The sequence below is a fragment of the Auritidibacter ignavus genome, assembly GCF_029853775.1.
Taxonomy (GTDB): Bacteria; Actinomycetota; Actinomycetes; order Actinomycetales; family Micrococcaceae; genus Auritidibacter; species Auritidibacter ignavus.
This window is the reverse complement of sequence record NZ_CP122564.1, coordinates 926298-952230: the sequence shown is the minus strand read 5'-3', so window position 1 is coordinate 952230 and position 25933 is coordinate 926298. Positions and strand designations below refer to the sequence as shown.

Sequence of the window (25933 nt, the reverse complement as noted above, 5' to 3'; positions counted from 1 at the left end):
GTCTGCCCATGTGCCATGCCGGAACCGATCCCGGAGTCGCAGTTGGTGGGGCCTCATCACATCACTACCGGGTAGAAGGGGGACACATCATGTCATCTGGTACGCCGCAATCGGGACATACCGGTGTCGAACAGTCCGACAAAAAATCCCAACGGCGCCAACGCGACGAGGAAGTAGCCCGCGAAGAAACCAGAATCGTTCGGAGCAATCTCTACGAAGCGCTACAAGCACGCAACGATGACTCGATTCTGGCGCACTTGAGTATGAAACCCCTCTGGTTCGTGCTCGCCTTCGTGGCTATGGGCGTAGTGTTGTTCATGCCGACTCCCGATGGGCTCTCCATCGCCGGGCAACGAGCACTGGCGATCTTGGTGTTCGCGGTGATCATGTGGGTCACCGAAGCCGTCTCCTACCCGGTCAGCTCCGTGATGATTCTCGGACTGATCGCTTTACTGATCGGTTTCTCACCAGAGTTAGATCCCGAGACCGGGGCGGAGCTGGAGGAGCTCTACGGCACTGGTGGTGGCTTAAGTTTTGGGCTTCACGGCTTTTCTACCTCTGCCTTGGCCTTGGTGGCGGCCGCCCTGGCGCTGGCTGCCGCCATGCAAGCAACCGGGCTACACAAGCGCCTGGCGTTCTATATCCTGAAGTTTGCTGGTGAAAAAGTCAGCCACATCCTCGTTGGGGCGATCGTCATCTCGATCATCTTGGCATTCTTCGTCCCCTCCGCGACCGCTCGTGCCGGTGCGGTCGTACCGATTCTGATCGGCATGGTGGTGGCCTTTGGACTGCCGGTGCAGTCCAAACTCGGTGCTTTGCTGATCATCACCGCCGCCAATGCGGTCTCGATTTGGAACGTCGGCATTAAGACCGCAGCCGCCCAGAACCAGGTGGCTGTTGGATTCATCGAAGGAGAATTCGGTGCAACGATCTCATGGCCGGAATGGTTCGCCTACGCCGCCCCGTGGTCCGTGCTGATGTCCGTGGCGTTGTACTTTGTGATGCGCTGGGTCATCAAACCCGAAACCAAAGAACTCTCCGGTGGGAAGAAAGTCGTTGCCGACGGTCTGAACGAGATGGGCAAGATGACCGGTCGCGAGATTCGACTGACCATCATCGCCGTGGTGATGTTGGCGCTATGGGCTACTGAAGGAGTCATTCACGACCTCGACTCCTCGACGATTACCATCCTAGGTATTGCGATCATGCTGATCCCGCGGGTCGGCGTGATCTCCTGGAAATCACTGGAAAAAATGGTCAACTGGGGGACCCTGGTGGTCTTTGCTATCGGTATTTCCTTGGGGAACCTGTTGCTCCAGACCAATGCAGCCGCCTGGCTGTCGGATGCGATTTTCTCCAATATCGGACTGGCAGAAATGCCATTGTTGGCCACGATCGCCCTCGTAGCAGCCTTCAATATCTTGATTCATCTGGGGTTCGCCTCGGCTACTGCACTGGCCTCGGCCCTGATCCCGGTCTTCATTGCACTGGCCGGTTCGATCCCCGGGCTACCGAACGAAGGTCTTGGTTTTGTGCTGATTCAGCAGTTCGTGATCAGCTTCGGCTTCATCCTGCCCATCTCGGCACCACAGAACATGTTGGCCTACGGTACCGGCGCGTTTACCTCGAAACAGTTCATCAAGGCCGGTATCCCGTTGACCATCGTGGGCTACCTGCTGATTCTGCTATTCTCGGCCACCTATTGGCAGTGGATCGGGCTGATTTAGGTCTTCCGCTAGAGCCAGCCGCCCCGATAATAAGGGCAAACCATCGCAGGTGCGACAGAACCCGTTAGTGGTCCTGTCGCACCTGCGATGCTCAAGCGGTGGTTCGGCTGATACAGGCTATACCGAGCGCAAGACCGAGACGACTTTGCCCATAATGGTGGCGTGATCACCGAGGATGGGTTCATAGTTGGTGTTTTGAGGTAGCAGCCAGGTGTGACCATCCCGTTGCCGGAAAGTCTTGACAGTGGCTTCGTCGTCGAGCAAGGCAGCGACAATTTCGCCGTTATCGGCGGTATTCTGTTGGCGGATCACGACCCAATCGCCGTCACAAATCGCAGCGTCAATCATGGAGTCACCGCGCACCTTGAGCATGAACAATTCACCCTCGCCCGTGAGCTGTTTCGGAAGCATCATGTAGTCTTCGACCTGCTGGTCGGCAAGAATCGGCCCACCGGCAGCAATACGGCCCACTAGTGGCACCGCCACGGCTTCGGCTGGTCCCATATTCATGCGAGTATGCAGGGCCATCATTTCCGCGGCATTCATCGGAACTTCTGGAGCCATGTCGTGCTCATTGTCGGTGTCAGTTATCAGATAGCCGTACTCATCTCTGAGGACTTCGATACCGCGTGGAATGTGCGGATCGCGTCGGATATAGCCATACTTGGTCAACTTCTTCAGCTGATAAGTCACCGAGGACAATGACTGTAGATGGCACCCGGTACCAATCTCTCGCATTGACGGCGGGTAGCCCCTCTCGGTGATGGATGCCCGCAAAAAGTTCAGTACCTGGCGCTGGCGCCCACTGAGTTTTGGAACGTGCTCCGCTGGGGTCGTGGACTCAGCAGAGTCCATTTGCTCGCTCATCTAGGTCCTCCGTTCTAAAAATGTCCGTGCCCTCTGATGAACTAGCACCATGAGCCTCGAACGGATTTTTCCGATAACTGGTGGCCGTTGCTGAAATTCTATCGGATTACCGAACAGATTCATAGTTGTGTTCGAGAGATTCATTGCATCGTTCGAACAAGCATGTTAGAAAAGATGTACTAGCAATTGTGTTCGGCAAGAACACGTGGATTCGTACTGATTTTGCACGATGAGATAGGGAAGATCATGACTATCGCTAACCATGCTTCAACCTCGGTGAATGCCATGTCGCTGACTCGTCGCGGGCGTCTGGTCTTCCGCGCTGTCCCTCTGGCTGTGGTTGGTACACTGCTTGTGGGTTTCTTCGCGATGGTGCTGTTTGGTTGGGGTAACCCCTCAGCCGAGGCAAGCCACCAGTCCCATCAAGCCGGTATGGTGACGCTGACTGTCGGGTATGGCGACACGCTGTGGTCTATTGCCGGTGAGATTGCTCCGGAAGAGCCCCGTGCCGATGTGGTCACCCGTATTGCGGAACTCAATGACTTGGAAACCTCCGATATCGCGGTGGGAGATAAGCTGTTTGTCCCGCGTTATCAGTAAGGCTCAGGGCCGGCTAAGCTGGAGGGGTGGATTCTCAGAAAAGCTTCGACCCCACAGCCCTGCAGCGCTTACCTTTACGAGACGCGCTACGCGGTCAGTCTCCCTACGGAGCCCCTCAAATTGAGGTTCCCTACGCGTTGAACACCAACGAAAACACTCACCCTGTCCCGCCGGCGGTAGTGGATGCAATTGGGAAAGCAACGCTTCAGGCTGCGACAACGCTGAATCGTTACCCGGACCGGGAATTCACGGAACTTCGAGAACAGCTGGCGCAGTATCTCGGACACGGTCTGAGCCGGGAACATCTGTGGGCTGCAAATGGCTCCAACGAGATTCTTCAGCAAATACTGCAAGCTTTCGGCGGGCCGGGGCGAAGTGTGCTAAGTTTTCCGCCCACGTATTCGATGTATCCTCTGTTGGCGTTGGGAACTGAGACAGCGTACGTCTCTGGCGTCAGAGCCGAGGACTTCACGCTCAGCCCTGAATCAGCTGCCCAACAAGTACGTGAAACACGACCGAACCTCGTCTTGTTGTGTTCGCCTAATAATCCCACCGGCACCGCGCTAGGTCTTGACGTGGTAAAGGCTGTGTATGAGGTGGCGTCCGAGATTAATGCCCTGGTGGTCGTTGACGAGGCCTACGCGGAATTTGCGCTGGAGGGCACCGCATCCGCACTGAGTTTGCTTCCGTCCCGTCCGTTGCTGATCGTGACGCGGACCATGTCGAAGGCCTTTGCCCTTGCCGGGGCTCGCCTGGGCTACTTAGCCGCGGCGCCAGAAATCACCGATGCTTTGCGTCTGGTGCGTCTGCCGTACCACCTCTCGGCAACGACACAGGCCACCGCATTAGCAGCCCTGGCCCACCGGGAAGCCTTGCTGGAAAACGTGGAAGCCATTCGAACTCAGCGTGATCGTATTGTGGCGGACTTGACCGAGATGGGCCTGAAGCCGCATACTTCTGACTCGAATTTTGTGTTCTTTGGGTGGCTCGAAGATGCTCGCGCGGTGTGGCAGAGCTTGCTTGATCGTGGAGTCTTGGTGCGCGATGTCGGGATCGCGCACCATCTGCGCGTCACTGCGGGGACGGAAGAAGAAACCTCGGCATTCCTCAAAGCTCTCAGAGACATCGTCACCCATACGGACGAGCTCCCGCTGTAGAGTGAGCAGTGTTAACCACTAGTCCAACCGGGAAATCCAGGAAGGCCACGATCCCTTGGGTGCAGAACTACTTTCGGGCCGTCGTGCCAGCATGACACGCACGACCTCTGAGTCCAACGTGTCTGTCGAAGCAGATCTAGACGGTACCGGTCAATCGCAGATTTCCACGTCGGTGCCTTTCTATGACCACATGCTTACTGCGGTTTCGAAGCATTCGTTGATAGATCTGACTGTGACCGCTAGTGGCGATACACATATTGACGTCCACCATGTGGTCGAGGATGTTGCGATTACCTTGGGCGAGGTGTTAAAAACTGCTTTAGGGGATAAATCCGGAATTCGTCGTTTTGGTGATGCCCTGGTTCCGCTCGACGAGTCTCTAGCCCGGGCAGTAGTGGATTTGTCAGGACGGCCCTACGTTGTCCACACTGGTGAGCCAGCAGGGCAGGAATATCACCTGATTGGTGGACACTTCACCGGATCGATGACTCGCCACGTTTTCGAATCCATTGCCCACCACGGTGCCCTGTGCCTGCATATGGATCTCATTCGAGGCCGTGACCCTCACCATATTGTGGAAGCGCAGTTCAAAGCGTTCGCCCGTGCGCTCCGGACAGCCGTCGAGCCCGACCCTCGGATGCAGGGCACGATTCCCTCCACTAAAGGGGCCCTATGAGCCAGCAGGGTCGCGCCACAACTGTGCAGAAGAAAACGGTCGCCGTGCTGGACTACGGCTCGGGGAACATCCACTCCGCCGTTCATGCCTTGCGTCGGCTTGGCGCCAAGGTCGAGGTCACCGCTGACGCCGAACAGGTCCTGAACGCTGATGGCCTTGTCGTCCCCGGGGTGGGATCCTTCGATGCCGTCGCCAACGGCCTGCGCGCCATCGAAGCGATGCGATGGATCGGGCGCCGGATCGCTGGCGGGCGAGCTGTGTTGGGGATCTGTGTGGGCCACCAGATTCTGTTCGAAACCGGTGTTGAACATGGAATTACTACCGAGGGTATGGGGGAGTGGCCCGGCACCGTTGAGAAGCTACCTGCCGAGGTGTTGCCCCACATGGGATGGTCTGAAATTCGGGCTCCCGAGAACTCGGTGCTTTTCGCTGGTCTGCATCGGGAACGATTCTATTTTGTGCATTCCTATGCCGTACGACGCTGGGAGTTCGACCAGAACTCCCAACACATGCGACCACCGCAAGTCACCTGGGCACACCACGGGAGTGATTTCATCGCTGCCATTGAGAACGGCCCACTATCCGGTACCCAGTTTCACCCGGAGAAATCTGGTGATGCAGGAATGCAGTTGCTCAACAACTGGATTGGAACGCTTTAATGCCGGTATGGTCAACATTGTTGATCGCGCTGGGAGGGATTCTGCTGGGCGGATCGTGGTCATCGTATCGGCAGAAATTTCCCCTCTGGGTCACGGTCAGTTTCGTGGTGGTGGGCATCATGGCTATTCTCGCCGGATTCCTGACTGTTCCCGCTGTTGAATGATCGCCCGAACCCAGCACCTTCGCGCCCAACACCCCACAACAAGGAAAACCACCCATGTCTGAACGCTCTACCTCGTTGACCCTGTTTCCGGCCGTCGACATTAAGAACGGCCAAGCCGTTCGTCTCGTCAAAGGCGAGGCCGATCAAGCCACCGATTATGGTAACCCGCTCCAGGCAGCACGCCGTTGGGCTGAGGCGGGTGCCGAATGGATCCACCTGGTGGATCTCGATGCGGCCTTCGGGACCGGGGATAACCGGCAGATCATTCGTGATATCGTGACCGAGTTGCAGATTAACGTCGAAGTCTCCGGCGGTCTGCGTGACGACGCCAGCCTCGACGAAGCCATCACGATGGGCGCAGCTCGCGTCAACCTCGGCACCGCTGCCCTGGAACGCCCCGGCTGGACCGCTGAGGTCATTGCCCGTTACGGTGAAAAAATCGCGGTGGGACTCGATGTGCGCGGCGAAGAATTAGCCACCCGAGGCTGGGTGCAGTCCGGGGGGAACCTCTGGGAGGTATTAGACACCCTGGAACAGGCTGGTTGCGACCGGTATGTGGTCACCGACATCACCAAAGACGGCACCCTGACCGGCCCGAATACCGAGTTGTTGGCTAGCATTGTCGAGCGGGTCCACAAGCCGGTCGTCGCCTCCGGTGGCATTTCCACCCTCGATGATCTCGCCACGCTGTACCAGATGAGTGGCTCCGGGGTGGACGGTGCCATTATCGGCAAGGCACTGTATTCGGGACAGTTCACCTTCCAACAGGCTTTGGCCGTCGCAGGCGGGGCCGACCCGGCCCAGGTGCAGGAGAATTCCCCCTCGTGACCACCGCTGGCCGAGACAACGTGACAGGATCCGGTGACCGCCACCAACGGTCCACCTCCCGGCAGTTGCCCGCCCACATCCAGGCAGCCATTCAGCGGAACCTGGCCCATCAACATCGTGACGCTCAGGGACGACCGGCAGATTCGGCAGGAACCGCTTGGAAGGGCCGGGACCTCAGCGGCGCTGGGATCGATGGATCCCAGAATCCGCTACACGCCTTCGACACCGATGACGGCACCACCGATCAGGCGTGGACGACCATCGCCGAACAACTCATGGCCCGTGAAGCCACAGAGGTTGACGCCATTAAAGCCCTAGCTAAGATGAGGGTTTTTGCGGCCGTGGTGCCGAGAGCGACCGAGGTATCTCAGCACGACCACGCCACCTACGGGGATAAAGCAGCCGACGTCGCGCTGGTGAGCCTGCAGGCCAAAGATGGCAGACAAGCCCTCCCGGTCTTCACCTCGGTACCGGCGCTGACCTCGTGGAATCCGCAGGCGAGACCGGTGGCGGTATGGATGCCCCGGGCGTGCCTGGCGGCTGTGGATGAAGGCGATCAATTGGTGGTGGTGGACCCAGGAGAAGACCTGACCTTTGTGGTGCGACGTCCGGCCGTGTGGGCGCTAGCCCAACAGCGAGACTGGGTGCCGTCCTATCTAGACGAACAGCTCAGCGAACACCTGGCTGATTCTGTGGGTCTCGTACCGGGGCTAGCACGAATCGAAATGCTCCCGGGCCCCGGTGTTGGCAGCCTCACCCGCTCGGGCACGCCGGTGGCCGGTGGCGGGGCAGGCCCGGAACTTGAACTCCGGCTCGTGGCAGAGCAGTCGGTGGACTCTATCGGGCAGAAACTGATGCTCACCACGTTCGAAACGCTGATTGCCGATGACCCGATGCTGGCAGAACGTGCCGATAGTGTAGAGCTGCGACTCATGGGGCACCACCACTAGTCGTCAAGGTCCTCTGGGCGGTGTTGGACTCGAGAAAAGTTCCGAAACAGCGACCGCTGGTCAGCCTCATCAAGCAGATCGGTACGCATCTCTCAGACAGTGTCGAGATGGATCATTGAGGCCTTCCGGAACACATTGCGCCTTTGGTCGGTCAGCACGGTTTCCCTTAGACCGCTCGTCGGTGGGCAGGGACTGTTGCCGGGCGACCAACCCCCGCTGGTGGAAGACCGTGACCGAATAGGTGAGCCAAGAGGGTGAGACGACCGTTTCACGAACTAATTCACTCCTTGTCAGCTTTTGCTCCTGCGCCTCGGCGAAGGCCAACAACACGTTGTATTCCGACACAGTTAGACCGTGGAAGTCTTTCAACCGGTACCCCGTGGCCGATGAGGCTCAGATGGACGTTGCAGGTACCCGCTCTGATGAGAGGGTGTAAAGCTGTTGACGTGGTGGAGGCATCTAGCCAGAGGCAGGATCAGGAGTAGCCTGCGAAACGGGTCCACCACTAACGATGGGGTCGTTGCCGGCATGTTGGCGACCAACCAAGAACTCATGCGTTGGTGCATCAGGAACATTTGACGCTGGTAGTCGCCAACCCAGTCGCGGAAGCTGAGGGTACGTTCAATGACCTGCTGGGGCGAGCCGACGGTGAGAGTGGTCATAGAGGTGAACTCTTCCATCGACGGGCCGTGGCCATAGACTGGCGCGTTAGCAAAATAAGGACGGACCTCACGCCAAGCATCCTGTGAGTTCTTCCGCATCAAGGCCTGGCTACCCAGCACCACGTAGACCTGGTGGGCCTGGCCATGTCCGTAGTACGCATAGCGTTGCCGGTAGATTTCGACCATTCGGATGACGTGTTCTTTATTCCAGAAGATGTTGTTGTGGAAGAATCCGTCACCGTAGTAGGCGGCCTGTTCAGCTATGTCGACGGAACGAATCGAACCGTGCCAAACGAATGGGGCAACCCCGTCGAGCGGACGCGGGGTGGAGGTGAACTTGTGCAACGGGGCCCGAAAACGCCCAGACCAGTCGACATTCTCTTCTCGCCACAGCTGGTGGAGTAACCGGTAGTGCTCTAAAGCTAGAGGGATGCCCTGCCGGATGTCTCGGCCAAACCACGGGTCTACCGGACCGGTATTACCCCGTCCCATCGTCAGGTCAACTCGACCATCAGCTAAGTGCTGGAGGTAGGCGTAATCTTCGGCCAAGCGCACCGGATCCATCGTGGTGATCAGGGGTGTAGCGGTGGAAAGTACGAGATGATCTGTGGTCGCTGCCAGAAGGGTGATCCCCTCGTAGGGTACCCATGACCGTGAAGTAAAGTTGCTATCGGACCATCACCTATCGAGTCGTAACGGAGTGTTACCCGTGGGCCATCATCCCCATCAGTCCTCGGCCTCATCATCGCTCACCGACAGCAACAGTCGGCGTGTTGTTGTGGGAGCTGCCATCCTCGATGACAAGCATGAACCTGGACAGATGATGCTGGCACGTCGCAAAGCACCAAAGTCCTTGGCCGGCTATTGGGAGTTCCCTGGTGGCAAGGTTGAGGCCGGTGAGGATCTCGAACAGGCACTACGCCGTGAGCTTCAGGAAGAACTCGATGTTGAGGCTGAAATATTGGATCGCATCGAATCTCCAGAGCCGCAGGGGTGGCTGTTGGGCAACGGGATGCGGATGCAGGTCTATACCGCAGTGATTATTTCCGGTAAGGCCACGGCGCTGGTCGAACATGATCAATTGGTCTGGGAACAACTCGACTCTACTGCGTTGCACGCGTTCGAATGGATTCCCGCGGACCGTCCTATCGTCGACGCGCTCCTCGAGCAGCTCAGCCGATGAGTGCTGTTTCGATCGTGATAGAGCGCTGGCTACGGCCCCGACGTTTCTAAAACAGCGCCTGTTGATTCGTGCCGGGAGTCTGTGTGGTTGTGGGCCTCGAGTTGACCGGGCGGATTGGTAAATGCGTGCGAAAGTGCACGTCCGGGTCCTTTTCCGATTCGTGCACTGCGCCGATACCGAGCCCGTGCTGGTGGGCCAGTTGTCGTGTCTTGGCTCGTAATTTGTTGGCATAACGTGCCGGAGCATAAATCCGGCCACTGTACATGGATTGAAAACCGGCCAGCAGATGCGGGTACTGTGACTGGATAAACGACATGAACCACTCGCGAGAGCCTGGTCGCAGGAAGAGGGGAGTGGTTTGGATGCTGGTGGCACCGGCGGAGGCCACTGAGCTAAAGAGCTGCTCCATGGCGTTGATTGAGTCGGTCAGCCACGGGATGATCGGCATGGCCATGATTGAGACATTGGCTCCTGCTGATGAGAGCTTCTCAATCAGTTTCAATCGTGCGCTCGGAGATGGCGTTCCGGGCTCAAAAATCTCGGTCAACTGTGGATCAATCATTGCCAGGGAGACCCCAATATCTAGGGGGATCTCTGGGGCTAAGGATCGCAAGAGTGGAATGTCTCGGGAGAGTAGAGTGCCTTTGGTGAGGAGGGAAACCGGAGCGCCGGCTTTGCCAAGTTCAGCCAGTAGCCCCGGCATGAGTTGATATCGGCCCTCTGCGCGCTGGTAAGGGTCAGTATTGGTGCCGAGGGCAACGGTCTGTCCATCCCACTTGCCCCTTTTGAGTTCTTGACGTAGCGCGTCGACAATATTGACCTTGACCACGATCTGTCGGTCGAAGTCTTCGCCGTAGTTGCAATCGAGATACTCGTGTGTGCCCCGAGCGTAGCAGTAAACGCAAGCGTGAGTGCAACCACGATACGGATTGATCGACCAACGGAACGGCATGTTGGATGCTTCGGGCACCTTGTTGAGCGCTGACTTGGTGATGACCTCGTGGAATTCGGTATGAGCAAACTCGGGGGTTGGGGAGGATAACTCCAGGTCGACCATCGGGTGTTGGACACCACCTGACGGGGTATCTCCGTCGGCAATATCCAGCTGCTCGTGGTCGACCTGGAGGGTCTGCGCTTCCCATCGCATATAGAACATTATAGAACAAATTGATCGAAAGCGCATACTCTCTTCGGACAAATGAACGATAGGGGGTGTACGCGCAGGAAGAGGCGGCGATAGCTTCGTGTCGGCGTGAGTTAGCTGGATCACTCGAGTGTCTGGTATCTCAGACGGTTATCTGGGGCTGAGCTTATTACTGATCTCCAAGAGGTGCTGTACTGGTGTGTGTACCCGATTCACCACTGTCGTACGCACCTCGTCGAACGGTGATGGAGGGACGACCAGAAGGTGAGGTGGGCTGAGGCCCTCTCGACTCGCGCGAAAGCATGAAGGAGATTACCTCGATGTGAAACACACATGCCACGACGGTTTTGGTACGCGTTTCCCACACTGTGGAGATTGAGACCGTGATTGCTGTCTCCAGTGGTTGGTTCGTTGGGCAACAGAGAAAACTGCTGTGGCTAGCAGACTGCGTGAGTAGCTATCACGTCGCTTGCTACAAGACGCGGCAGGACCATTGCCGAGAAATGCGTAAGCCGCTGGGCACGATTTTCGGAGAATATACTGAAGATGACCCGGCTAGGACCTCAACTGGGTGTGGCGTACTCACGAGGGTAGTCCAACCGGAGGCGGTATTGTCGCCGGTGAATCCGCCTGGAAACCTCAAGTCGTGGCACCTGAAGACGATGGAATCCAACTGTTAGCTGCTCCGCGAAGTACTCCTCAGCGCGGGGGATATAACAAGAATTTTGGAAAACTACTGATCACCACGTCTCGGAAGATCGGAGACGAGAAAGCGGTTGGACCATCGATCCGGCCCAGACAGGAGCTGACATGACTGTGAACAGTGAAACGTCAGAAACACAACATACCCACACGGCGGGTAACGCTTTCCGCGTCATTTTTTACAGCGCGTTGGGTATTTTCATTTTCTTCGTTCCCTTGACTATCAACGGAGAGAGCTCGATCCTTATTGAACACATCGTCTCGTGGTTCACCGACTGGCTCGGTCAGGCGGTGCCATACATCATTCTGGCACTCGCTGTGGCCGGAGCGGTGCTCACCGTGATTCAGGGCAAGTGGATGACGAACGTCGTGGATGCGGTCTTCGCCGTGTTTGCCGTCTTGGGCGCTCTTTTTTCAGCCATGGTGGTCTTTGACTTCGGACCGAACTGGATCATCGGCGAGGACATTGCACCGTCGATTTTTAACCCGGTGGCATCACAGGTCGGAATCCTGGTGCCGATTGGTGCGATCTTCTTGGTGCTACTGACCAATTACGGGCTGATGGAATTCATCGGTGTTTATGCCCAGCCGATCATGCGCCCAGTGTGGCGCACGCCTGGTCGCTCCGCCGTGGATGCGGTCGCATCGTTCGTGGCCAGCTACTCGGTCTCGATGCTGATCACCGATCGGATGTACAAGAAAGGACGCTACACCGGCCGGGAAGCAGCCATTATCGCGGTGGGCTTTTCCACCGTGTCGGTGACTTTCATGGTCGTGATTGCACGCACCCTGGACCTGATGGACATGTGGCTGTGGTACTTCTTCTTGTCGCTGATCGTAACCTTCCTGGTGACCGCCATTGTCGTCCGCATTCCTCCGCTGGGCACCATTCCGAATACAGCGTATCCCAACGTGGAATTGGAAACCGAAAGCATTGTCAAGAAGAATAAGACCAAAGTGGCCTGGTCTGAAGCGCTGGCGATCGCTGATGCTGCACCCAATATCTTTGTGAACCTCGGCACCAACTTCCTGACCGGGCTTCGTATGGCCACGAATATCGTCCCATCCATCATGGGTGTGGGAACGGTGGCTTTGATCCTGGTGCACTTCACACCGATCTTCGACTGGCTAGGATACCTGCTCTTGCCGTTTACGTGGATCGTGGGCATGAGCGAACCGCTTCTGGCCGCCAAAGCATCGTTCCTCAGTGTCGCTGAAATCTTTTTGCCTGCGACTTTCCTGAGTGGCGATGAAGATCTCGCGTTGCGACTGCTGATTGCCGTCGTCTCAGTTTCGGTGATCGTGTTCCTCTCCGCACTGATTCCGACCGTGATGTCGACGTCGATTCCAATCAGCCTCTGGCAAATGCTCGTGGTGTGGTTTGAACGCGTCGTGCTGACCATTCTGATCGCTGGCCCCTTGTGCCACGTGGTGGTGATGTTGCAATAGTGAAAACAGGCAGTGTCCTTTCGCAACGGAAGCCGGAGCAGTACTCGTCATCTCGCGTGCCGGCAGCTCAGCACGTTCTGGAGATCTTGCTGATGCTGTCTAGACAACGTGGTCCCGTGAGTGCACAACTGGTCTCGGATCAATTGCACATTCCGCGTTCGACCGTCTATCACCTGTTGAACACGGCCATAGCGCAGGGGTTTGTCATCCACTACCCAGAAGAGAAGAAATACGGTCTGGGGCCTTCCGCGGTCGAATTGTCTCACTCCTATGTGCGTTACGAGCCGGTTTCACGTCTGGCCTCGCCACTGCTGGCCAAGCTGGTTGACGAGACACGGGCCAACGGACATCTGTCGACGCTCTACGGGCGTAACGTTGTCTACTTGTTGAATGAACGTGCCGAGGGCCGGCCGGTGCTGGTCAACCACGTCGGCGTGCGCCTGTTAGCTCACGCGACCGCCTCGGGACGGGCCATGCTGGCACAGCTACCCGAAGATCAAGTGGCCGCCATGTATTCACTCAAGAGCGCGTTTGCCACGGGGGAGCACGGCCAGTCGGAGGGAGAACATAAGCTCGATGACGAATCGCTGGAGTTTCCCGTCCGCAATATTGACCTGCTGAGAATCACGACGCTACAGAAATTGCAGGAGGAGTTAGGCGAGATCCGTCAGAGAGGCTACGCCAGCGAGCATTCAGAAGTCACCGAAGGTTTTTCCTCAGTATCAGTGGCGATCTGTGACCGCAATGCCTGGCCGGTTGCTGCGATGACGCTGACCTATATCCCGGCCAAGACCACACCAGAACAACACGACAAGCTTGTGACGGCTCTGCGCCGTTACGCGAACATATTAGAAAAACGGCTGATGTAGTCATCCGGGTGACTACCAGTGTGCTACCCGAGAAAGGAAAAATACGATGTCTTTTACCCGTCATGACCCGTCCCGCGAAATTCATGCGCCTCGAGGCACCGAGATCTCCGCGAAGTCCTGGCAGACTGAAGCTCCGATGCGCATGCTGATGAACAACCTCGACCCCGAGGTGGCTGAACGTCCTGAAGACCTGGTCGTCTACGGCGGAACCGGCCGGGCAGCTCGTAGCTGGGAAGCCTACGATGCCATCATCGAAAGCCTCAAAGAACTCGAAAACAACGAGACGCTACTGGTGCAGTCCGGTAAGCCCGTTGGGGTGCTCAAGACCAACGAGTGGGCACCGCGCGTGCTGATTGCCAACTCGAACCTGGTCGGCGACTGGGCCAACTGGGAAGAATTCCGCAAGCTCGATGACGCTGAGCTGATGATGTACGGACAGATGACCGCTGGATCGTGGATCTACATCGCGACCCAGGGGATTCTGCAGGGTACCTACGAAACCTTCGGTGCGATCGCGAAGAACCGTTTCGAGGGCAGCTTGGCCGGAACCCTAACCCTGACCGCCGGTTGCGGTGGTATGGGTGGAGCACAGCCACTAGCCGTGACCCTTAATGGTGGTGCCGTGCTGATCGTGGACGTCTCCGAGGAACGGCTACGTCGTCGTCAGGGCAAGCGCTACCTCGACGAGGTCGAAACCGATCTGGAAACCGCGCTGAAAAAAGTCCTGGAAGCCAAGGAGCAGAAGAAAGCCCTGTCTGTGGGATACGTGGGCAACGCCGCTGAAGTGTTCCCCGAGCTATTGCGTCGTCACCGTGCTGGTGAAATCAGTATCGACATTGTGACCGATCAGACCTCGGCACACGATCCGCTGTCCTACCTGCCCGTCGAGTACACGATTGATGATTGGGATCGGGAAGCACAGGCTGATCCGGAGGGCTTCACCAAGAAGTCCCGCGAGTCCATGGCCGCCCACGTGCAGGCCATGGTGGAGTTCCAGGACGAAGGTGCTGAGGTCTTCGACTATGGCAACTCCATTCGTGACGAGGCTCGCAAGGCCAGCTACGAGCGTGCCTTCGAATTCCCCGGCTTCGTCCCGGCCTATATCCGTCCGCTGTTCTGCGAGGGTCTTGGCCCGTTCCGCTGGGTTGCTCTCTCCGGCGATCCGGAAGACATCAAGGTCACCGACCAGGCCTTGAAGGAGCTGTTCCCGGATAACGAGCACCTGCACACCTGGTTGGATGCTGCTGAAGAATACGTCGAATTTGAGGGGTTACCGGCACGTATTTGCTGGTTAGGCTACGGTGAGCGGCACAAGGCCGGCCTGCTGTTCAACGAGCTGGTGGCCTCCGGCAAGGTCAAGGCTCCGATCGCTATTGGCCGTGACCACCTGGACTCCGGTTCGGTGGCCTCTCCGTACCGCGAAACCGAGTCCATGCTCGATGGCTCCGACGCCATTGCCGACTGGCCTCTGTTGAACGCGCTGACCGCTACCAGCTCGGGTGCCACCTGGGTCTCGCTGCACCACGGGGGTGGTGTGGGCATGGGCCGCTCTATCCACGCCGGCCAGGTCGGTTTGGCTGACGGTACCGAGCTAGGCCGGGCCAAGCTGGAAGCACTGCTGACTAACGACCCGGCGATGGGTGTCATCCGTCACGTGGACGCCGGTTACAGTCGCGCAGCCGAGGTTGCTCAGGAACGTGGTGTCAAGGTTCCGATGGAGCCGAAGATCCGCGACTAATCGCCGTTGAGTAATGGCCATGTGAGCTGCCTGGGCGCGTCTGTGTCGGTCCTTCAGGACGACACGGACGCGCTCCGGTTTGATCGGTTACAACGCGGGCGAGCCATCGGCCGTGGCCATGGGCACTACACCCTCACCGACAGTCAAAAACATCCGGCAGATCTGCAAAGGCCCCGTATTATTTTTATCGTTGAGAGGAATGAGTGTTTCGATGAGCTCGAAGAATAACGAGTCGACCGCAATCTTCAATATCTCCGAATTACATACTCAGGATGCAGAGTCACGCGTCATCAAGGATGCCGGGATTGTTTTCGAAGACGGAAAGATCGCCTGGGTAGGCCCCTCCAAGGATGTGCCCGCCGCTGACGTCAGTGTTGACGCCGAAGGCAAAGCCGCTCTTCCCGGCTGGGTTGATTCCCACACTCATATTATTTTCGATGGCGACCGTAGCGCCGAATTTGAGGCTCGAATGGCAGGAGAATCCTACTCGGCTGGTGGCATTAACGTCACCACCGAAGCGACTCGGGCTGCCAGCGATGAGCGACTGAGCGGGCTGGTGCGTGATCGGATTCGTCAGGCCGTTGACGGTGGCACCACCTATCTGGAGACCAAGACCGGGTACGGGTTGCAGGTTGCCGAAGAAATTCGGCACGCCAAGTTAGCACACCAGCTGAAAGAAGACGGGGAGCTCGATACCGTCACCTTCCTCGGTGCCCACCTGGTCCCGGCGGGCGTGGACGCCGATGAGTACCTGGCCGATGTCAACGGCCCGATGCTGGAAGGTGTGACGCCATACGTGGATTGGGCCGACGTATTCTGTGAACGGGGCGCCTTCAACGAAGACCAATCCCGGAGCGTATTGCAACACGCCAAAGATGCTGGTCTGGGTTTACGGGTACACGGCAACCAGTTGGGAGAAGGCCCCGGTGTGAGACTCGCCGTGGAGATGGGAGCCACCAGTGTGGACCACGTGAACTACTTGAGCGATTCGGACGTCGAGGCCCTGGCAGGATCCTGGAGCGATGGTGATCGGGACAATGGCACCGGACAACGTGGCACTGTGGCAACCTGCTTGCCGGCCTGCGACCTGTCCACCCGCGAACAGCTGGCTCCGGGCCGTCGCCTGCTTGATGCGGGTGCCGTGATTGCGTTGGCCTCCAACTGCAACCCGGGCACCAGCTATACCTCGTCGATGAACTTCTGCGTGGGTACCGCTGTGCTCCAGATGGGGTTGAGCTTGCACGAAGCTATCCGGGCTGCCACACTGGGTGGCGCCATCGCCGTGGGGGCTGACGATGAAGTCGGCTCCCTGGAAGTCGGAAAACGAGCCGATCTTCACCTGCTGAACGCCCCCGCTGCCATCCACTTGGCCTACCGCCCTGGAATGCCCATGACGCATTCGGTCTGGCGTCGCGGCGTTCGTGCAGTGTAAACCGTCCGTGAGCTTCGTGATTTGAGAACAGGGGTAGATTGTATGGCTCTTATTGACACCATGAACAAAGAGAACTGGAGTGGCCGTGTCGACGGGGACGGGCCAGAGCACCTGCGGTGGCACCAAGCCGTCCGTCCCTTCTCGGCTACAGCCGAATCAGGAACCGCACTGCTAGGGTTCCGCTCCGATGAAGGCGTGAAACGCAATATGGGTCGTCCTGGAGCAGTGGAAGGACCTCAGTCCTTGCGCCAGGCATTAGGCGGATTCGCGTTGCCGGAACCGATCAGCATCTACGATGCCGGAGACATTGACACCGGGGCTGAGCTCGAAGAAGGTCAGAAAGAATTCGGTGACAATCTGAGCACCCTGCTGGACCAAGGCCACTTCACCGTCGGATTAGGCGGGGGCCATGAAATTACCTGGGCCAGTTTTCTGGGTGTTTCCCACTTCCTGCGTGCTGGTGACGCCTCAGACCGTTCGCTGTCAGGCTCGGCAAAATTAGGCATCGTGAATCTGGATGCTCACTTTGACAACCGGGACGCCGGCTTTGCGACCTCCGGAACCGGATTCTTTCAAATCGCTGAGCATGAGCATCTTGCCGGCCGTGACCTGCACTACGCCGCCCTGGGCATTGCTGAGCAAGCCAACACCAAAATTCTGTTCGACCGCGCGAAATCTGAGAATGTGGCCGTCCTCCTTGACCGGGAGGCCACCATCGATCACAAGAGCGCTGTGACAGAGTTTGTGGAGTCGTTCCTGGCAGATCTGGATGCGGTCTACCTGACCCTGGACTTGGATGTGCTTTCGGCCGATGTTGCTCCGGGCGTCAGCGCTCCGGCAGCTGTTGGTGTCTCGCCCCATGTGATTGAGTACGTGATCGGTCTGGTGGCCCGCAGTGGGAAACTACTACATTTTGATGTCGCCGAGTTGAGCCCGAAGCACGATATTGGTGGGCGCACCGCGAGAACTGCGGCCCGGATGATTCACCGTGCCGTGATCGAAAAGCAGTAATGTTCGGATAGAGCCTTCCGGGCCTTCGGGTCCCAAAAACGCTCAGACGGCAACAGGGTTAGTCCAGCCACGCATAGGGGGCTGGACTGACCTTGTTTAAAGAGCCCTGAGAGTGCCCGGCTGTGCACTCGATGAACGAGCAACACCCTAGACGCAAAATGAGGCCATTCGATACAGTGTTGAACGACACGGGGTGCCTGAGAATGGGCTGAGATTAAACCCGAGAACCTGATCGAATTAATCTTCGCGGAGGGATGTCATTGCGGTGCTGGTACCGAATCTTGGTACCTGTGGAGCGAGTCAACGTCAGGCCTTATTCTGAGTGCACGATCGTGTCCTGAGTTTTTCTGTGCAAGAACGGAAAGGACAACAGGACGGAATGAGCCAACGTTTTAGTCAAGAACTCCTTGAAGCCAATCGCGCCACCTGGGATGAAGCGATTAATCACCGGTTCGTGACCGAGCTTTTCGAGGGAACAATCGATGACGCCGTGATGGCCGGATATCTCGACCAGGACTACCGCTTCTTTGAAGCGTTCTTACAGTTACTGGGCGCCGCCATCACCACCGCGGACCGGCTCGATGCACGGTTACGATACGCCAGCTTCGCCGGAGAAATGGTCAATAGTGAAGACACCTACTTCCAGCGAGCCTTTGACGCACTGGGCGTTACCGATGAACTCCGCGCATCGACTCCAGACACCCCGAGTGCCGGCGGTTTCGTCGATCTGATGCGGGAAGCGGCATCCTCACAAAACTACAGTGCGGTGGTCGCGGTGCTGATGGTCACCGAGTGCTTGTACCGAGACTGGGCGGCCCGAGCTCCCGAAAACCATCCGGAGAGTTTTGTTCATCACGAATGGATCACCTTGCACGACAACCCGGACTTCTTGAATTTCGCGACCTTCCTCGAACAGGAGGCCGACCGTTCCGGGGCGCAAGATGCCGAGACCGCCCACGACTTTTTCCGCCGGGCGGTGGAGCTTGAGCTCGGCTTCTTCAACGACACCTATAAGTACCCGCTGAAAGGAATCCACGCATGACGTTGTTCAACGATCTGAAGCAGGCCAACCTGGAGGTGTGGCAGTCCTATACTCGTCACGAATTTATCCAAAAGTTGGCCGATGAATCCCTAGAACTCGAAGCCTTCCAGCGCTACCTGATTCAGGACTACCACTTCCTGATTCACTTTGCCCGCGCCTACGGACTGGCCGTGTATAAGCAACACACGCTCGAGGGCATCCAACATTCGATGGATGGGCTGAAGAACATTGTCTGGGAAACCGGATTACACACCTCGATGACCGCCGAGTGGGGGATCAGCCCCGAGGAACTGAACGCGACCCCTGAGGACCTTGGCACGGTGGCCTACACCCGCTACGTGCTCGACACTGCGCTGACCGGTACCCTGCTGGACCTGTACGTCTCCCTGGCACCGTGTCTGATCGGCTACGCCGAAATCGGTGCCGAGATTGCACCGGCCCTGGAGAAAAACCCCGACCACCGGTATAAAGAGTGGATCGAAACCTACATTGATCCACAGTTTGTCAAAGCCTCGGAACAAGAGGTTGACAACCTCGACGCGCTGGCTGGCGAGGGGCCGTTGTCTGACCAGCGATTCGCCGAGTTGTCACACATCTTTGCCACCGCCTCACGCTTGGAAGCCGAGTTCTGGCAACAAGCACTCTAAGTGGCTAGGCCCGTAGGGCGAGGTGATTGACGGGCCCGTGCCCGGTCTGCGGAGCATAGGAGAGTTCCCAGTGTGCCCCAGCGGCCAGGGCGCGGGCCAGATCAGTTTGGCCCTTCTTGATCCACGCCAACAGATCCTCGGAGCTTGGCGGGGTCTGAGCGGATACGTTCAGGGCCGCCCGGGCTGCGATTGCTGACGACAACGTGCACCCGGTGCCGTGCGTATTGCGGGTGCTAACACGGGGGATCGGTAGCGAATAAGCTTCACCGTTGATGACGACCACATCGGTCATCTCCTGGGTGTCGTGGTAGAGGTGACCACCTTTGACCATCACCGCTCCAGTTCCATGCTGAGCCACAACGTGGGCCTGTTCAGTCATCTGTTCGAGACTTTCGGCCTCAGCATCGGCATCGGAGAGCCACGCAGCTTCGGGAAGGTTGGGGGTCACCACATCCGCTAACGGAAGCAGGTGCTCGACCATCGCCAGAGCGGCATCGTCATCGGACAAGCTATCTCCGCTGGTGGCTACCAGTACCGGGTCGACGACGAGAACACCGAATTCTTCACGCCGATCGGCAATGATCTTTGCGACGGCTTTGACCATCTCGGCCGAGCCGAGCATCCCAATTTTCGTGGCGTCAATGGGCAGATCATCCAGCACCGAGCTGATTTGAGCCCGCAGATCATCGATACCAATGGGGATCACCTGTTGAACGCCCTGGGTGTTCTGTGCGATCAGCGAGGTAATAGCGGAGGTTCCGTACACCCCGAGGGTGGTGAAGGTTTTCAGATCGGCCTGAATGCCGGCTCCTCCCGAGGGATCTGTTCCGGCGATGGTTAAGGCGGTGGCTGGTCGAGATGTCATCGGTCCTTGCCTTCCTTTCGTTCCTTCCGTGTTTTGCTGTGTCTTGATGATTCGAGGGCGAGTAGTGGAGGGTGAAGCGTTGTGCTGGGACAGTTATTCACGGTGCAACGCCGAGAATAACTGCGCAGCCACCTGGGCGGGATCGCTGGCTGCAGCGATAGCAGAGACCACACAGATCCCGTCCACGCCGGTTCTGCGATAGATATCAGCCGCATTGGTGGTGTTGATGCCACCAATGGCAACACATTTCACCTTGGAGCCGGCTGTTGCCTGAACGCACTGGCTGATCCCGGTGAGACCTAAGGGCGTGGCAGCATCGGGTTTCGTGGGGGTTACAGCAAACGGGCCGATGCCTAACACATCAGCCAGCTGGTGGTTTACGGCCTCTCGTACCTGCCGGGGGGTTGACGTAGATAACCCAATCATCACCTCCTCCCCGAGCACGGCACGAGCTTCAGAGATTGGGGTATCGGTCTGTCCCAGGTGTAGGTGACAACCCAGCTGGCGGGCCACGTCCAGCCGGTCGTTGACGAAGAACCTGACCTGTTCGAACCGTTGTTGCCCTAGCTGGTTGCGCACGGCGTGCTGGCAGGCCACGGTCAGTTCGGCGAACTCCTCGTCGGAAAGCGTCTTATCTCTGACCTGGACGACACCGGCCCCGCCTTTCACCGCCTCGACCACGACGTCGGGAACCGCAGTGAGACCACCGGAGTATTCGGTATCGGTGATGTAGTAGAGCCGCCAGTCGGTGGCGTCAGCGAGATGGGTGGAATGCCGTAACATACTTTAGGCCTGTTCGGAGTCGAGGGTGATCAGCTCGAGCACGTCGTCGGCGCTCAGGGTGTGGAGGGCATCCAACCAAGCCACGGCAAAATGTCCCGGTGCGCTCGCGGTCTGTCCCGCAACGGTCCCAGCCGCCGAGACCAAGGCATGGGACGCCACCACGGCAGCGTGGTGTTGGGCAGGCAACTGCGTGACGCCCAGAGTTGCGGCAGTCAGGGCGCCCAAAGCGCATCCGGTGCCGATGACCTGTTGCAACATCGGGTGCCCGCCGGTGACGTGAGTACGCGCTACTGTGGAGACGACCAGGTCGGTGGGCCCCGAGGCGGCCACGATTGCTCCACTACGGTGGCTCAGTCCTGCTGCAATGGTGGCAACCGCCTCCACGGAGTCGGTGGAGTCAACGCCACGCCCGCCGGAACCGGTTCCCGCTAGTGCCGCGATTTCTGAGGGGTTGCCACGGATCGCAGCGGGGCGGGAGTCCAGGATGGAACGGGCAAACTGGGTGCGGACGCTCAACCCGCCGACCGCAACAGGGTCGAGCACCCACGGGGTGTTGGCTGACTGCGCGGCGCTGACCGCTGAGGTCATGGCCTGGCGGATATCGGGGGTCAGTGTGCCGACATTGACCAGAACCCCCGAAGCGACGTGGGCGAACTCGCCGGCCTCTACAGCGTCTTCCACCATCGCCGGTGCTGCCCCGGCCGCCAACAAGGCATTGGCGGTAACCTGTTTGACCACGTTATTGGTCAAACAATGCACCAGCGGATGGCCGGTTTTCACCTGGGTCAGGATGGCGCGCACGTCGTCGTGAATCGCCTGAGGGGTCAATTTATCTGCCACAGTGACTATTCCTTTCCAGCAAGGGGATGAACCACAACGGCCAATACGGTGGGCGTTAACGCGGTGGCACCGTGCCGAAAAGAAACCCGCAGACAGCTCGGGCAGACAAGAAAGAACCATCCGGAAAGAGCACAGGGTACGCACAGTGACCACAGTGACCCGGTGCAACCGGTGAGACGTCCCTTCGCCAGTACGAGCTGGATCAGGTTCAACGGGTATCTTCTCAGCTTCCGTGTGGTGACGTGAAGCACCCCGCGTCATGGAGCTCAGTCTAACTCATCGCGGTTGATATTGGCTAGCAGAGCCGCGACAGAGGGTGCCGGAGAGGTCGCTGGATAGGCAAGCGCCAGAGGTAGCTCGACCGGCGGATCAAGGTCCAAAATCACCGCGTCGGGTCCTGTGACGCTGGGCTCCTGCAAGGTCGAGCGAGGCACGAGTGAAGCGAACTGGGGGGAGGTCGCCACAGCAAGGAGTGTTGGGAGAGTGGTCGTTTCCAACGCCGGGTGCAGCTCCACTCCCACACGCGCCATGGCTCGATCGAGCATGTTTCGTGCCTGCATGGCAGGAGACAACACGGCAAGCGGAATGTGGGCAAGATCGGATAAGCAGATGGAAGGTGAGGGAGACTGTGCCAGGTCTACCACGTCCGGGTATTGGTCCAGCAACTCCCGGCTGGCCAGGAGCTGATATCGGTCCTCTGCCACACGATGGGTATAAAGGTCATCTTCTGCGCCCAGATCGAGGATGATCCCTGCATCGAGCTCGCGGTGGCGCAATCCGTGGAGGATATGATCATTGGACCCGGAATCGACACTGACGGTGACCGTCGGATGTGTTTTTCTCAGGGTGGTCACCAGCTGTGAAGCGATGGCCAGCCCGGTAGGAACGGTACTGAGGCGAAGCGGAACCGTGAGGTGTTGCTGGAAGTACTCGAGCTCAGCGACCATCGAGCGATGATCGGCTAGGATGCGCTCGGCCCACTTCAGCACCACGTGCCCCTGCTCGGTGATCCCCTCCATGGCGTGACCGCGGCGGATGAGTTCCACACCCAGCTCGGATTCCAGCTTCTTGATCGAGGCAGACAACGTTGACTGCGAAATGAAACAGGCTTCTGCAGCACGTGCAAAATGTTGTTCTCGTGCCAAGGCCATAAAATAGGCCAGCTGGTTCAGGTGCATTGCCGGTCACTCCTCGGACGTTTAACGACCGCGGGCCGGTAGCCAGTATGGCTACCGGCCCAGGATATGACCGAGTTTAATCGATGGGGCTTGTCAGGGCCTGGTTACTTCGACTGGCGGTAGGAGGAGGCACCGGTTCCGGCGTAGTCTCCGCCGTCAACAATGAGGTATTCGTCGCGGATCTGACGGTTGGCAAGGAAGTCTTCCAAGATCTCACGAGTACCGGCAGCATAACGAGCCTGAGCCGACAGCGACGAACCCGAGGTATGCGGAGTCATGCCATTATGTGGCATGGTGCGCCATGGGTGATCTTCCGGTGCCGGCTGCGGGTACCACACGTCTCCGGCGTAGCCGGCCAATTGCCCCGATTCCAGAGCGCGGACGACGGCATCGCGATCCATGATGGCACCGCGGGCGGGGTTCACGATGTAGGCGCCATGTCGCATCGTGTTCAGCAGTTTTTCATCGAACATGCCCTCCGTTGAGGGTGTCAGCGGAGTGTGAATGCACAGCACATCAATGTTCGGTACCAGCGCTTCGGCAGACTCGTGGAAGGTCAGATTGTACTTCTTCTCGTAGTCTTCGGGCAGACGATGCTGATCGAAGTAGTGCAGTTTGACATCGAAGGGTGCCAGGCGCTCGATGACAGCCCGACCGATGCGCCCGGCCGCCAGCACACCAACATCCATTCCCTCCAGATCGTAGGACCGAGACACAGCTTCAGCAATGTCCCAACGACCGTTGCGGGAGATGTCGTGCTGGTGCAGATAATCACGCACCAGGGCCAGCACCATCAACACGGTGTGTTCGGCGACCGAAATTGAGTTGGAGTAGGTCTCCTCTGCCACGGTGATTCCGCGCTTGGCGGCCTCATCCAAATCAACGTGGTCAGAGCCAATGCCGGCGGTAAGAGCCAGTTTGAGATTCTTGGCTTTCTCCAGGCGCTCCTTGGTCAGGTAGGCCGGCCAGAACGGCTGGGAGATCACAACATCGGCGTCGGGTAGCTCACGGTCAAATTCGGAGTCTTCCCCCTCTTTATCAGAGGTCACCACCACATCGTGGCCTTCAGACTTCAACCAGTCGACGATACCCAGCCCACCGGAGACGCACCCCAGCAACTCACCCGGGGTGAAATCGATATTGTCAGGGGTTGGTAGGGACTGGCCATCTGGGTATTCGCTGAGCTCGGGGATGCTCTCGCGGGCGTACTGGGGAGGGTATCCATCAGCAGGATCGGGGTAGAGGACCATGAGAATTTTCGCCACAATAACCTCCTTGTTGTTATTGATCTATGGGCTGTGCCTCTAATCCTTACCCTATGGAGCGCGTCACAGGCGGTCCAATAGAAATCTCCGATGCGATGATCGGAAACCCCGATCAGCCGGCCCGGGCGATAATCCTGCGCGCGTGAGCGATGAGCGGACCGTCGACCATGGTGCCCCGGAAGGAGAACACTCCCTGGGGGTGATCCTCGACAGCTGCCAGCAAAGCACGAGCATATTCTTGATCTGCTGCGCTGGGGGTGAAACCCTCCCGGATCGTTGCCACATGTGAGGGGTGGATACAGGCTTTGGCGCTAAAGCCGGTCGCTACAGCGTCTTCGACTTCCACTCGCAGACCCTGCAGATCTTGGATATCGGCCCAGATCGAATCCACACAGGCTACCCCGGCACTTGCGGCGGCCACCATCACCTGGGACCGGGCAAAACGGGGGACATCCCGGTAGGTTCCGTCGGCATGACGTGAGGAGGAACCGCCCATGGACGCGATGAGATCCTCAGCACCCCACATCATGGCCACCACCCGCGGATGCTCGGCGATCGCTGTCGCGTAGGCCACACCACGGGCGGTTTCCACCAGGGCCACCATCCCCACATGGTCGTCCAGACGAGACGCTACGGCATCGAGCTGATGGACCGATTCGACCTTCGGGACCATCACCGTGGTCACCGAACTACCGGCCAACGTCGCCAGGTCGGCCCGACTCATCTCGGTACCGACAGGATTGATCCGCACTATCGTGCGGGCTGCCAGCGTCGCATCCTGCGCCACGGTCGTGGCCAGATGTTCTTGCAGAGCGTGACGGGCCCGGTCTTTGGCATCAGGGGCAACCGCATCCTCCAGGTCGAGGATGACCGCATCAGCCCGTTCGGACGCTTTGATGTATCGCTGCGGACGGTCGGCAGGGCAGAACAAGATCGCTGGCCCCAGCGTGAAGATATCGCGTGGTTGGTTCATGGACGCTGTCCTGACTGCTCTCGCCGATGTTCAGCTTCGTTCTTCCACAGCAGCGTGGAACGCACACACTCGGCGACCACCGTGCCATCCTGATTAACACCTACGTGCTGGAACTTCACGATGCTCTGATGCGGGCGGGAAGCGGAATCCCGTTTGTCCAGGATTTCGGTGCGGGTATACAGCGTGTCACCGTGATACATCGGGTGAGGGAATGCGACAGTGTCGAAGCCCAGATTAGCCACAATGGTCCCTTGAGTCAGTTGGGCCACTGAGGCGCCGACGATGGTTGCCAAGGTCAGCATAGAATTCACCAGGGGTTGGCCGAAGGACTGTTGGGACGACCAGTGCGCGTCCAAGTGCAGAGATTGGGTGTTCATGGACAGCGTCGTGAACAGCACGTTGTCGGCCTCGGTGATGGTTCGACCCGGGGCATGCTGATAGATTGTGCCGACCTCCATCTCATCGGCGTAGAGGCCCCGTTGCACCACCACCGGCGGTGTCTGATCTGCGGTATTCACAAGC

26 protein-coding genes, 1 pseudogene and 2 riboswitches are annotated in these 25933 nt (G+C 58.4%); of the genes and pseudogenes, 16 read left to right on the top strand and 11 right to left on the bottom strand.

Annotation, left to right across the window (positions count from 1 at the left end):
* The first annotated feature begins 89 nt into the window (after positions 1–89).
* Entirely contained in the window at positions 90–1727 is a 1638-nt protein-coding gene (locus QDX22_RS04195) for a DASS family sodium-coupled anion symporter (RefSeq protein WP_279675245.1), read from the top strand.
* Positions 1728–1844: 117 nt separating this feature from the next.
* On the opposite strand, the gene lexA is transcribed toward QDX22_RS04195, so the two are convergent.
* Positions 1845–2594 carry a transcriptional repressor LexA gene (lexA, locus tag QDX22_RS04190; protein WP_279718045.1) on the bottom strand — a complete coding sequence of 250 codons (750 nt, stop codon included), beginning with the start codon at positions 2592–2594 and terminating at the stop codon, positions 1845–1847.
* Positions 2595–2840: 246 nt separating this feature from the next.
* Here lexA and QDX22_RS04185 point away from each other — a divergent pair, with 246 nt between their 5' ends.
* The 7 genes from QDX22_RS04185 to QDX22_RS04155 are packed head-to-tail and all read left to right on the top strand — an operon-like array spanning position 2841 to position 7628.
* On the top strand, positions 2841–3194 hold the full coding sequence (locus tag QDX22_RS04185; protein WP_110099565.1) for a LysM peptidoglycan-binding domain-containing protein: 354 nt from the start codon (positions 2841–2843) through the stop codon (positions 3192–3194).
* 26 nt (positions 3195–3220) lie between these two features.
* Positions 3221–4351, top strand: coding sequence for a histidinol-phosphate transaminase (locus tag QDX22_RS04180; protein WP_233488082.1), 1131 nt, complete (start codon positions 3221–3223; stop codon positions 4349–4351).
* 55 nt (positions 4352–4406) lie between these two features.
* Entirely contained in the window at positions 4407–5027 is a 621-nt protein-coding gene (gene hisB / locus QDX22_RS04175) for an imidazoleglycerol-phosphate dehydratase HisB (RefSeq protein ID WP_110110883.1), read from the top strand.
* On the top strand, positions 5024–5686 hold the full coding sequence (gene hisH, locus QDX22_RS04170; protein WP_110099563.1) for an imidazole glycerol phosphate synthase subunit HisH: 663 nt from the start codon (positions 5024–5026) through the stop codon (positions 5684–5686). Before hisB ends, hisH begins: the two co-directional genes overlap by 4 nt.
* Positions 5686–5850, top strand: a complete 165-nt coding sequence (locus tag QDX22_RS04165; protein WP_166769923.1) for a hypothetical protein — start codon at positions 5686–5688, stop codon at positions 5848–5850. Before hisH ends, QDX22_RS04165 begins: the two co-directional genes overlap by 1 nt.
* Positions 5851–5904: 54 nt before the next feature.
* Positions 5905–6678, top strand: a complete 774-nt coding sequence (gene priA, locus QDX22_RS04160) for a bifunctional 1-(5-phosphoribosyl)-5-((5-phosphoribosylamino)methylideneamino)imidazole-4-carboxamide isomerase/phosphoribosylanthranilate isomerase PriA (RefSeq protein WP_110099562.1) — start codon at positions 5905–5907, stop codon at positions 6676–6678.
* The gene (locus QDX22_RS04155) at positions 6675–7628 is read left to right on the top strand and encodes an SseB family protein (protein WP_279674059.1); all 954 of its coding nucleotides are present in this window, start codon (positions 6675–6677) and stop codon (positions 7626–7628) included. Before priA ends, QDX22_RS04155 begins: the two co-directional genes overlap by 4 nt.
* A 69-nt stretch (positions 7629–7697) precedes the next feature.
* Here QDX22_RS04155 and QDX22_RS12065 read toward each other — a convergent pair whose 3' ends face one another.
* Both QDX22_RS12065 and QDX22_RS04150 read right to left on the bottom strand, forming a co-directional pair.
* Positions 7698–7973 carry a MarR family transcriptional regulator gene (locus tag QDX22_RS12065; RefSeq protein WP_158278412.1) on the bottom strand — a complete coding sequence of 92 codons (276 nt, stop codon included), beginning with the start codon at positions 7971–7973 and terminating at the stop codon, positions 7698–7700.
* A gap of 114 nt (positions 7974–8087) precedes the next feature.
* A pseudogene (locus QDX22_RS04150) lies at positions 8088–8911 on the bottom strand (LLM class flavin-dependent oxidoreductase); the annotation flags it as partial.
* An 88-nt stretch (positions 8912–8999) separates the two neighbouring features.
* Here QDX22_RS04150 and QDX22_RS04145 point away from each other — a divergent pair.
* A complete protein-coding gene (locus QDX22_RS04145) occupies positions 9000–9473 on the top strand; it encodes a (deoxy)nucleoside triphosphate pyrophosphohydrolase (RefSeq protein WP_233242905.1) in 474 nt (157 codons plus the stop codon).
* Positions 9474–9519: 46 nt separating this feature from the next.
* Here the strand turns inward: QDX22_RS04145 and QDX22_RS04140 are convergent, their stop codons facing one another.
* Positions 9520–10620, bottom strand: coding sequence for a radical SAM protein (locus tag QDX22_RS04140; protein WP_279718044.1), 1101 nt, complete (start codon positions 10618–10620; stop codon positions 9520–9522).
* A gap of 807 nt (positions 10621–11427) precedes the next feature.
* On the opposite strand from QDX22_RS04140, the gene QDX22_RS04135 reads away from it, so the two are divergent.
* From QDX22_RS04135 to QDX22_RS04105, 7 genes are all read left to right on the top strand, one after another.
* Positions 11428–12768, top strand: coding sequence for a YjiH family protein (locus QDX22_RS04135; RefSeq protein WP_279674058.1), 1341 nt, complete (start codon positions 11428–11430; stop codon positions 12766–12768).
* Complete coding sequence (locus tag QDX22_RS04130; RefSeq protein ID WP_334228565.1) at positions 12741–13637, top strand: IclR family transcriptional regulator; 897 nt, start codon at positions 12741–12743, stop codon at positions 13635–13637. The genes QDX22_RS04135 and QDX22_RS04130 overlap by 28 nt, the downstream gene beginning before the upstream one ends.
* Before the next feature lie 46 nt (positions 13638–13683).
* Positions 13684–15375: a urocanate hydratase gene (locus QDX22_RS04125; protein WP_279674054.1), complete on the top strand. Its 1692-nt coding sequence runs from the start codon at positions 13684–13686 to the stop codon at positions 15373–15375.
* Between the two features lie 211 nt (positions 15376–15586).
* Complete coding sequence (hutI, locus tag QDX22_RS04120; protein ID WP_110101725.1) at positions 15587–16807, top strand: imidazolonepropionase; 1221 nt, start codon at positions 15587–15589, stop codon at positions 16805–16807.
* A 42-nt stretch (positions 16808–16849) separates the two neighbouring features.
* Positions 16850–17818 (top strand): formimidoylglutamase, encoded by a 969-nt coding sequence (gene hutG / locus QDX22_RS04115; RefSeq protein ID WP_199445924.1) that lies wholly within the window; start codon positions 16850–16852, stop codon positions 17816–17818.
* Between the two features lie 179 nt (positions 17819–17997).
* Positions 17998–18090, top strand: a riboswitch (TPP riboswitch).
* 107 nt (positions 18091–18197) lie between these two features.
* Positions 18198–18860 carry a TenA family protein gene (locus QDX22_RS04110; protein ID WP_279674051.1) on the top strand — a complete coding sequence of 221 codons (663 nt, stop codon included), beginning with the start codon at positions 18198–18200 and terminating at the stop codon, positions 18858–18860.
* The gene (locus QDX22_RS04105; RefSeq protein WP_136088734.1) at positions 18857–19507 is read left to right on the top strand and encodes a TenA family protein; all 651 of its coding nucleotides are present in this window, start codon (positions 18857–18859) and stop codon (positions 19505–19507) included. The genes QDX22_RS04110 and QDX22_RS04105 overlap by 4 nt, the downstream gene beginning before the upstream one ends.
* A 4-nt stretch (positions 19508–19511) precedes the next feature.
* On the opposite strand, the gene thiD is transcribed toward QDX22_RS04105, so the two are convergent.
* The 7 genes from thiD to QDX22_RS04070 form a co-directional block, all read right to left on the bottom strand.
* A complete protein-coding gene (gene thiD / locus QDX22_RS04100) occupies positions 19512–20372 on the bottom strand; it encodes a bifunctional hydroxymethylpyrimidine kinase/phosphomethylpyrimidine kinase (RefSeq protein ID WP_279674049.1) in 861 nt (286 codons plus the stop codon).
* Between the two features lie 93 nt (positions 20373–20465).
* Positions 20466–21155, bottom strand: coding sequence for a thiamine phosphate synthase (gene thiE / locus QDX22_RS04095; protein WP_279674048.1), 690 nt, complete (start codon positions 21153–21155; stop codon positions 20466–20468).
* Between the two features lie 3 nt (positions 21156–21158).
* A complete protein-coding gene (gene thiM, locus QDX22_RS04090; RefSeq protein WP_279674047.1) occupies positions 21159–21995 on the bottom strand; it encodes a hydroxyethylthiazole kinase in 837 nt (278 codons plus the stop codon).
* A 162-nt stretch (positions 21996–22157) separates the two neighbouring features.
* Positions 22158–22260: riboswitch (TPP riboswitch) on the bottom strand.
* 1 nt (position 22261) lies between these two features.
* Positions 22262–23173, bottom strand: a complete 912-nt coding sequence (locus QDX22_RS04085; protein ID WP_279674046.1) for a LysR family transcriptional regulator — start codon at positions 23171–23173, stop codon at positions 22262–22264.
* A 104-nt stretch (positions 23174–23277) separates the two neighbouring features.
* A complete protein-coding gene (locus QDX22_RS04080; RefSeq protein WP_279674044.1) occupies positions 23278–24438 on the bottom strand; it encodes an NAD-dependent formate dehydrogenase in 1161 nt (386 codons plus the stop codon).
* A 112-nt stretch (positions 24439–24550) separates the two neighbouring features.
* Positions 24551–25411, bottom strand: coding sequence for an HpcH/HpaI aldolase/citrate lyase family protein (locus QDX22_RS04075; RefSeq protein ID WP_279674043.1), 861 nt, complete (start codon positions 25409–25411; stop codon positions 24551–24553).
* Positions 25408–25929, bottom strand: a complete 522-nt coding sequence (locus QDX22_RS04070) for a MaoC family dehydratase (RefSeq protein WP_341849185.1) — start codon at positions 25927–25929, stop codon at positions 25408–25410. Before QDX22_RS04070 ends, QDX22_RS04075 begins: the two co-directional genes overlap by 4 nt.
* Positions 25930–25933: the final 4 nt, after the last annotated feature.

What these genes read in the sequence shown, in the direction of transcription:
- QDX22_RS04195 (WP_279675245.1), top strand. Translation starts at nt 90, where the DNA reads ATGTCATCTGGTACGCCGCAATCGGGACATACCGGTGTCGAACAGTCC.
- lexA (WP_279718045.1), bottom strand. Translation starts at nt 2,594, where the DNA reads ATGAGCGAGCAAATGGACTCTGCTGAGTCCACGACCCCAGCGGAGCAC.
- QDX22_RS04185 (WP_110099565.1), top strand. Translation starts at nt 2,841, where the DNA reads ATGACTATCGCTAACCATGCTTCAACCTCGGTGAATGCCATGTCGCTG.
- hisH (WP_110099563.1), top strand. Translation starts at nt 5,024, where the DNA reads ATGAGCCAGCAGGGTCGCGCCACAACTGTGCAGAAGAAAACGGTCGCC.
- QDX22_RS04165 (WP_166769923.1), top strand. Translation starts at nt 5,686, where the DNA reads ATGCCGGTATGGTCAACATTGTTGATCGCGCTGGGAGGGATTCTGCTG.
- priA (WP_110099562.1), top strand. Translation starts at nt 5,905, where the DNA reads ATGTCTGAACGCTCTACCTCGTTGACCCTGTTTCCGGCCGTCGACATT.
- QDX22_RS04140 (WP_279718044.1), bottom strand. Translation starts at nt 10,620, where the DNA reads ATGCGATGGGAAGCGCAGACCCTCCAGGTCGACCACGAGCAGCTGGAT.
- QDX22_RS04135 (WP_279674058.1), top strand. Translation starts at nt 11,428, where the DNA reads ATGACTGTGAACAGTGAAACGTCAGAAACACAACATACCCACACGGCG.
- QDX22_RS04125 (WP_279674054.1), top strand. Translation starts at nt 13,684, where the DNA reads ATGTCTTTTACCCGTCATGACCCGTCCCGCGAAATTCATGCGCCTCGA.
- hutI (WP_110101725.1), top strand. Translation starts at nt 15,587, where the DNA reads ATGAGCTCGAAGAATAACGAGTCGACCGCAATCTTCAATATCTCCGAA.
- hutG (WP_199445924.1), top strand. Translation starts at nt 16,850, where the DNA reads ATGGCTCTTATTGACACCATGAACAAAGAGAACTGGAGTGGCCGTGTC.
- QDX22_RS04110 (WP_279674051.1), top strand. Translation starts at nt 18,198, where the DNA reads ATGAGCCAACGTTTTAGTCAAGAACTCCTTGAAGCCAATCGCGCCACC.
- QDX22_RS04105 (WP_136088734.1), top strand. Translation starts at nt 18,857, where the DNA reads ATGACGTTGTTCAACGATCTGAAGCAGGCCAACCTGGAGGTGTGGCAG.
- thiD (WP_279674049.1), bottom strand. Translation starts at nt 20,372, where the DNA reads ATGACATCTCGACCAGCCACCGCCTTAACCATCGCCGGAACAGATCCC.
- thiE (WP_279674048.1), bottom strand. Translation starts at nt 21,155, where the DNA reads ATGTTACGGCATTCCACCCATCTCGCTGACGCCACCGACTGGCGGCTC.
- QDX22_RS04085 (WP_279674046.1), bottom strand. Translation starts at nt 23,173, where the DNA reads ATGCACCTGAACCAGCTGGCCTATTTTATGGCCTTGGCACGAGAACAA.
- QDX22_RS04075 (WP_279674043.1), bottom strand. Translation starts at nt 25,411, where the DNA reads ATGAACCAACCACGCGATATCTTCACGCTGGGGCCAGCGATCTTGTTC.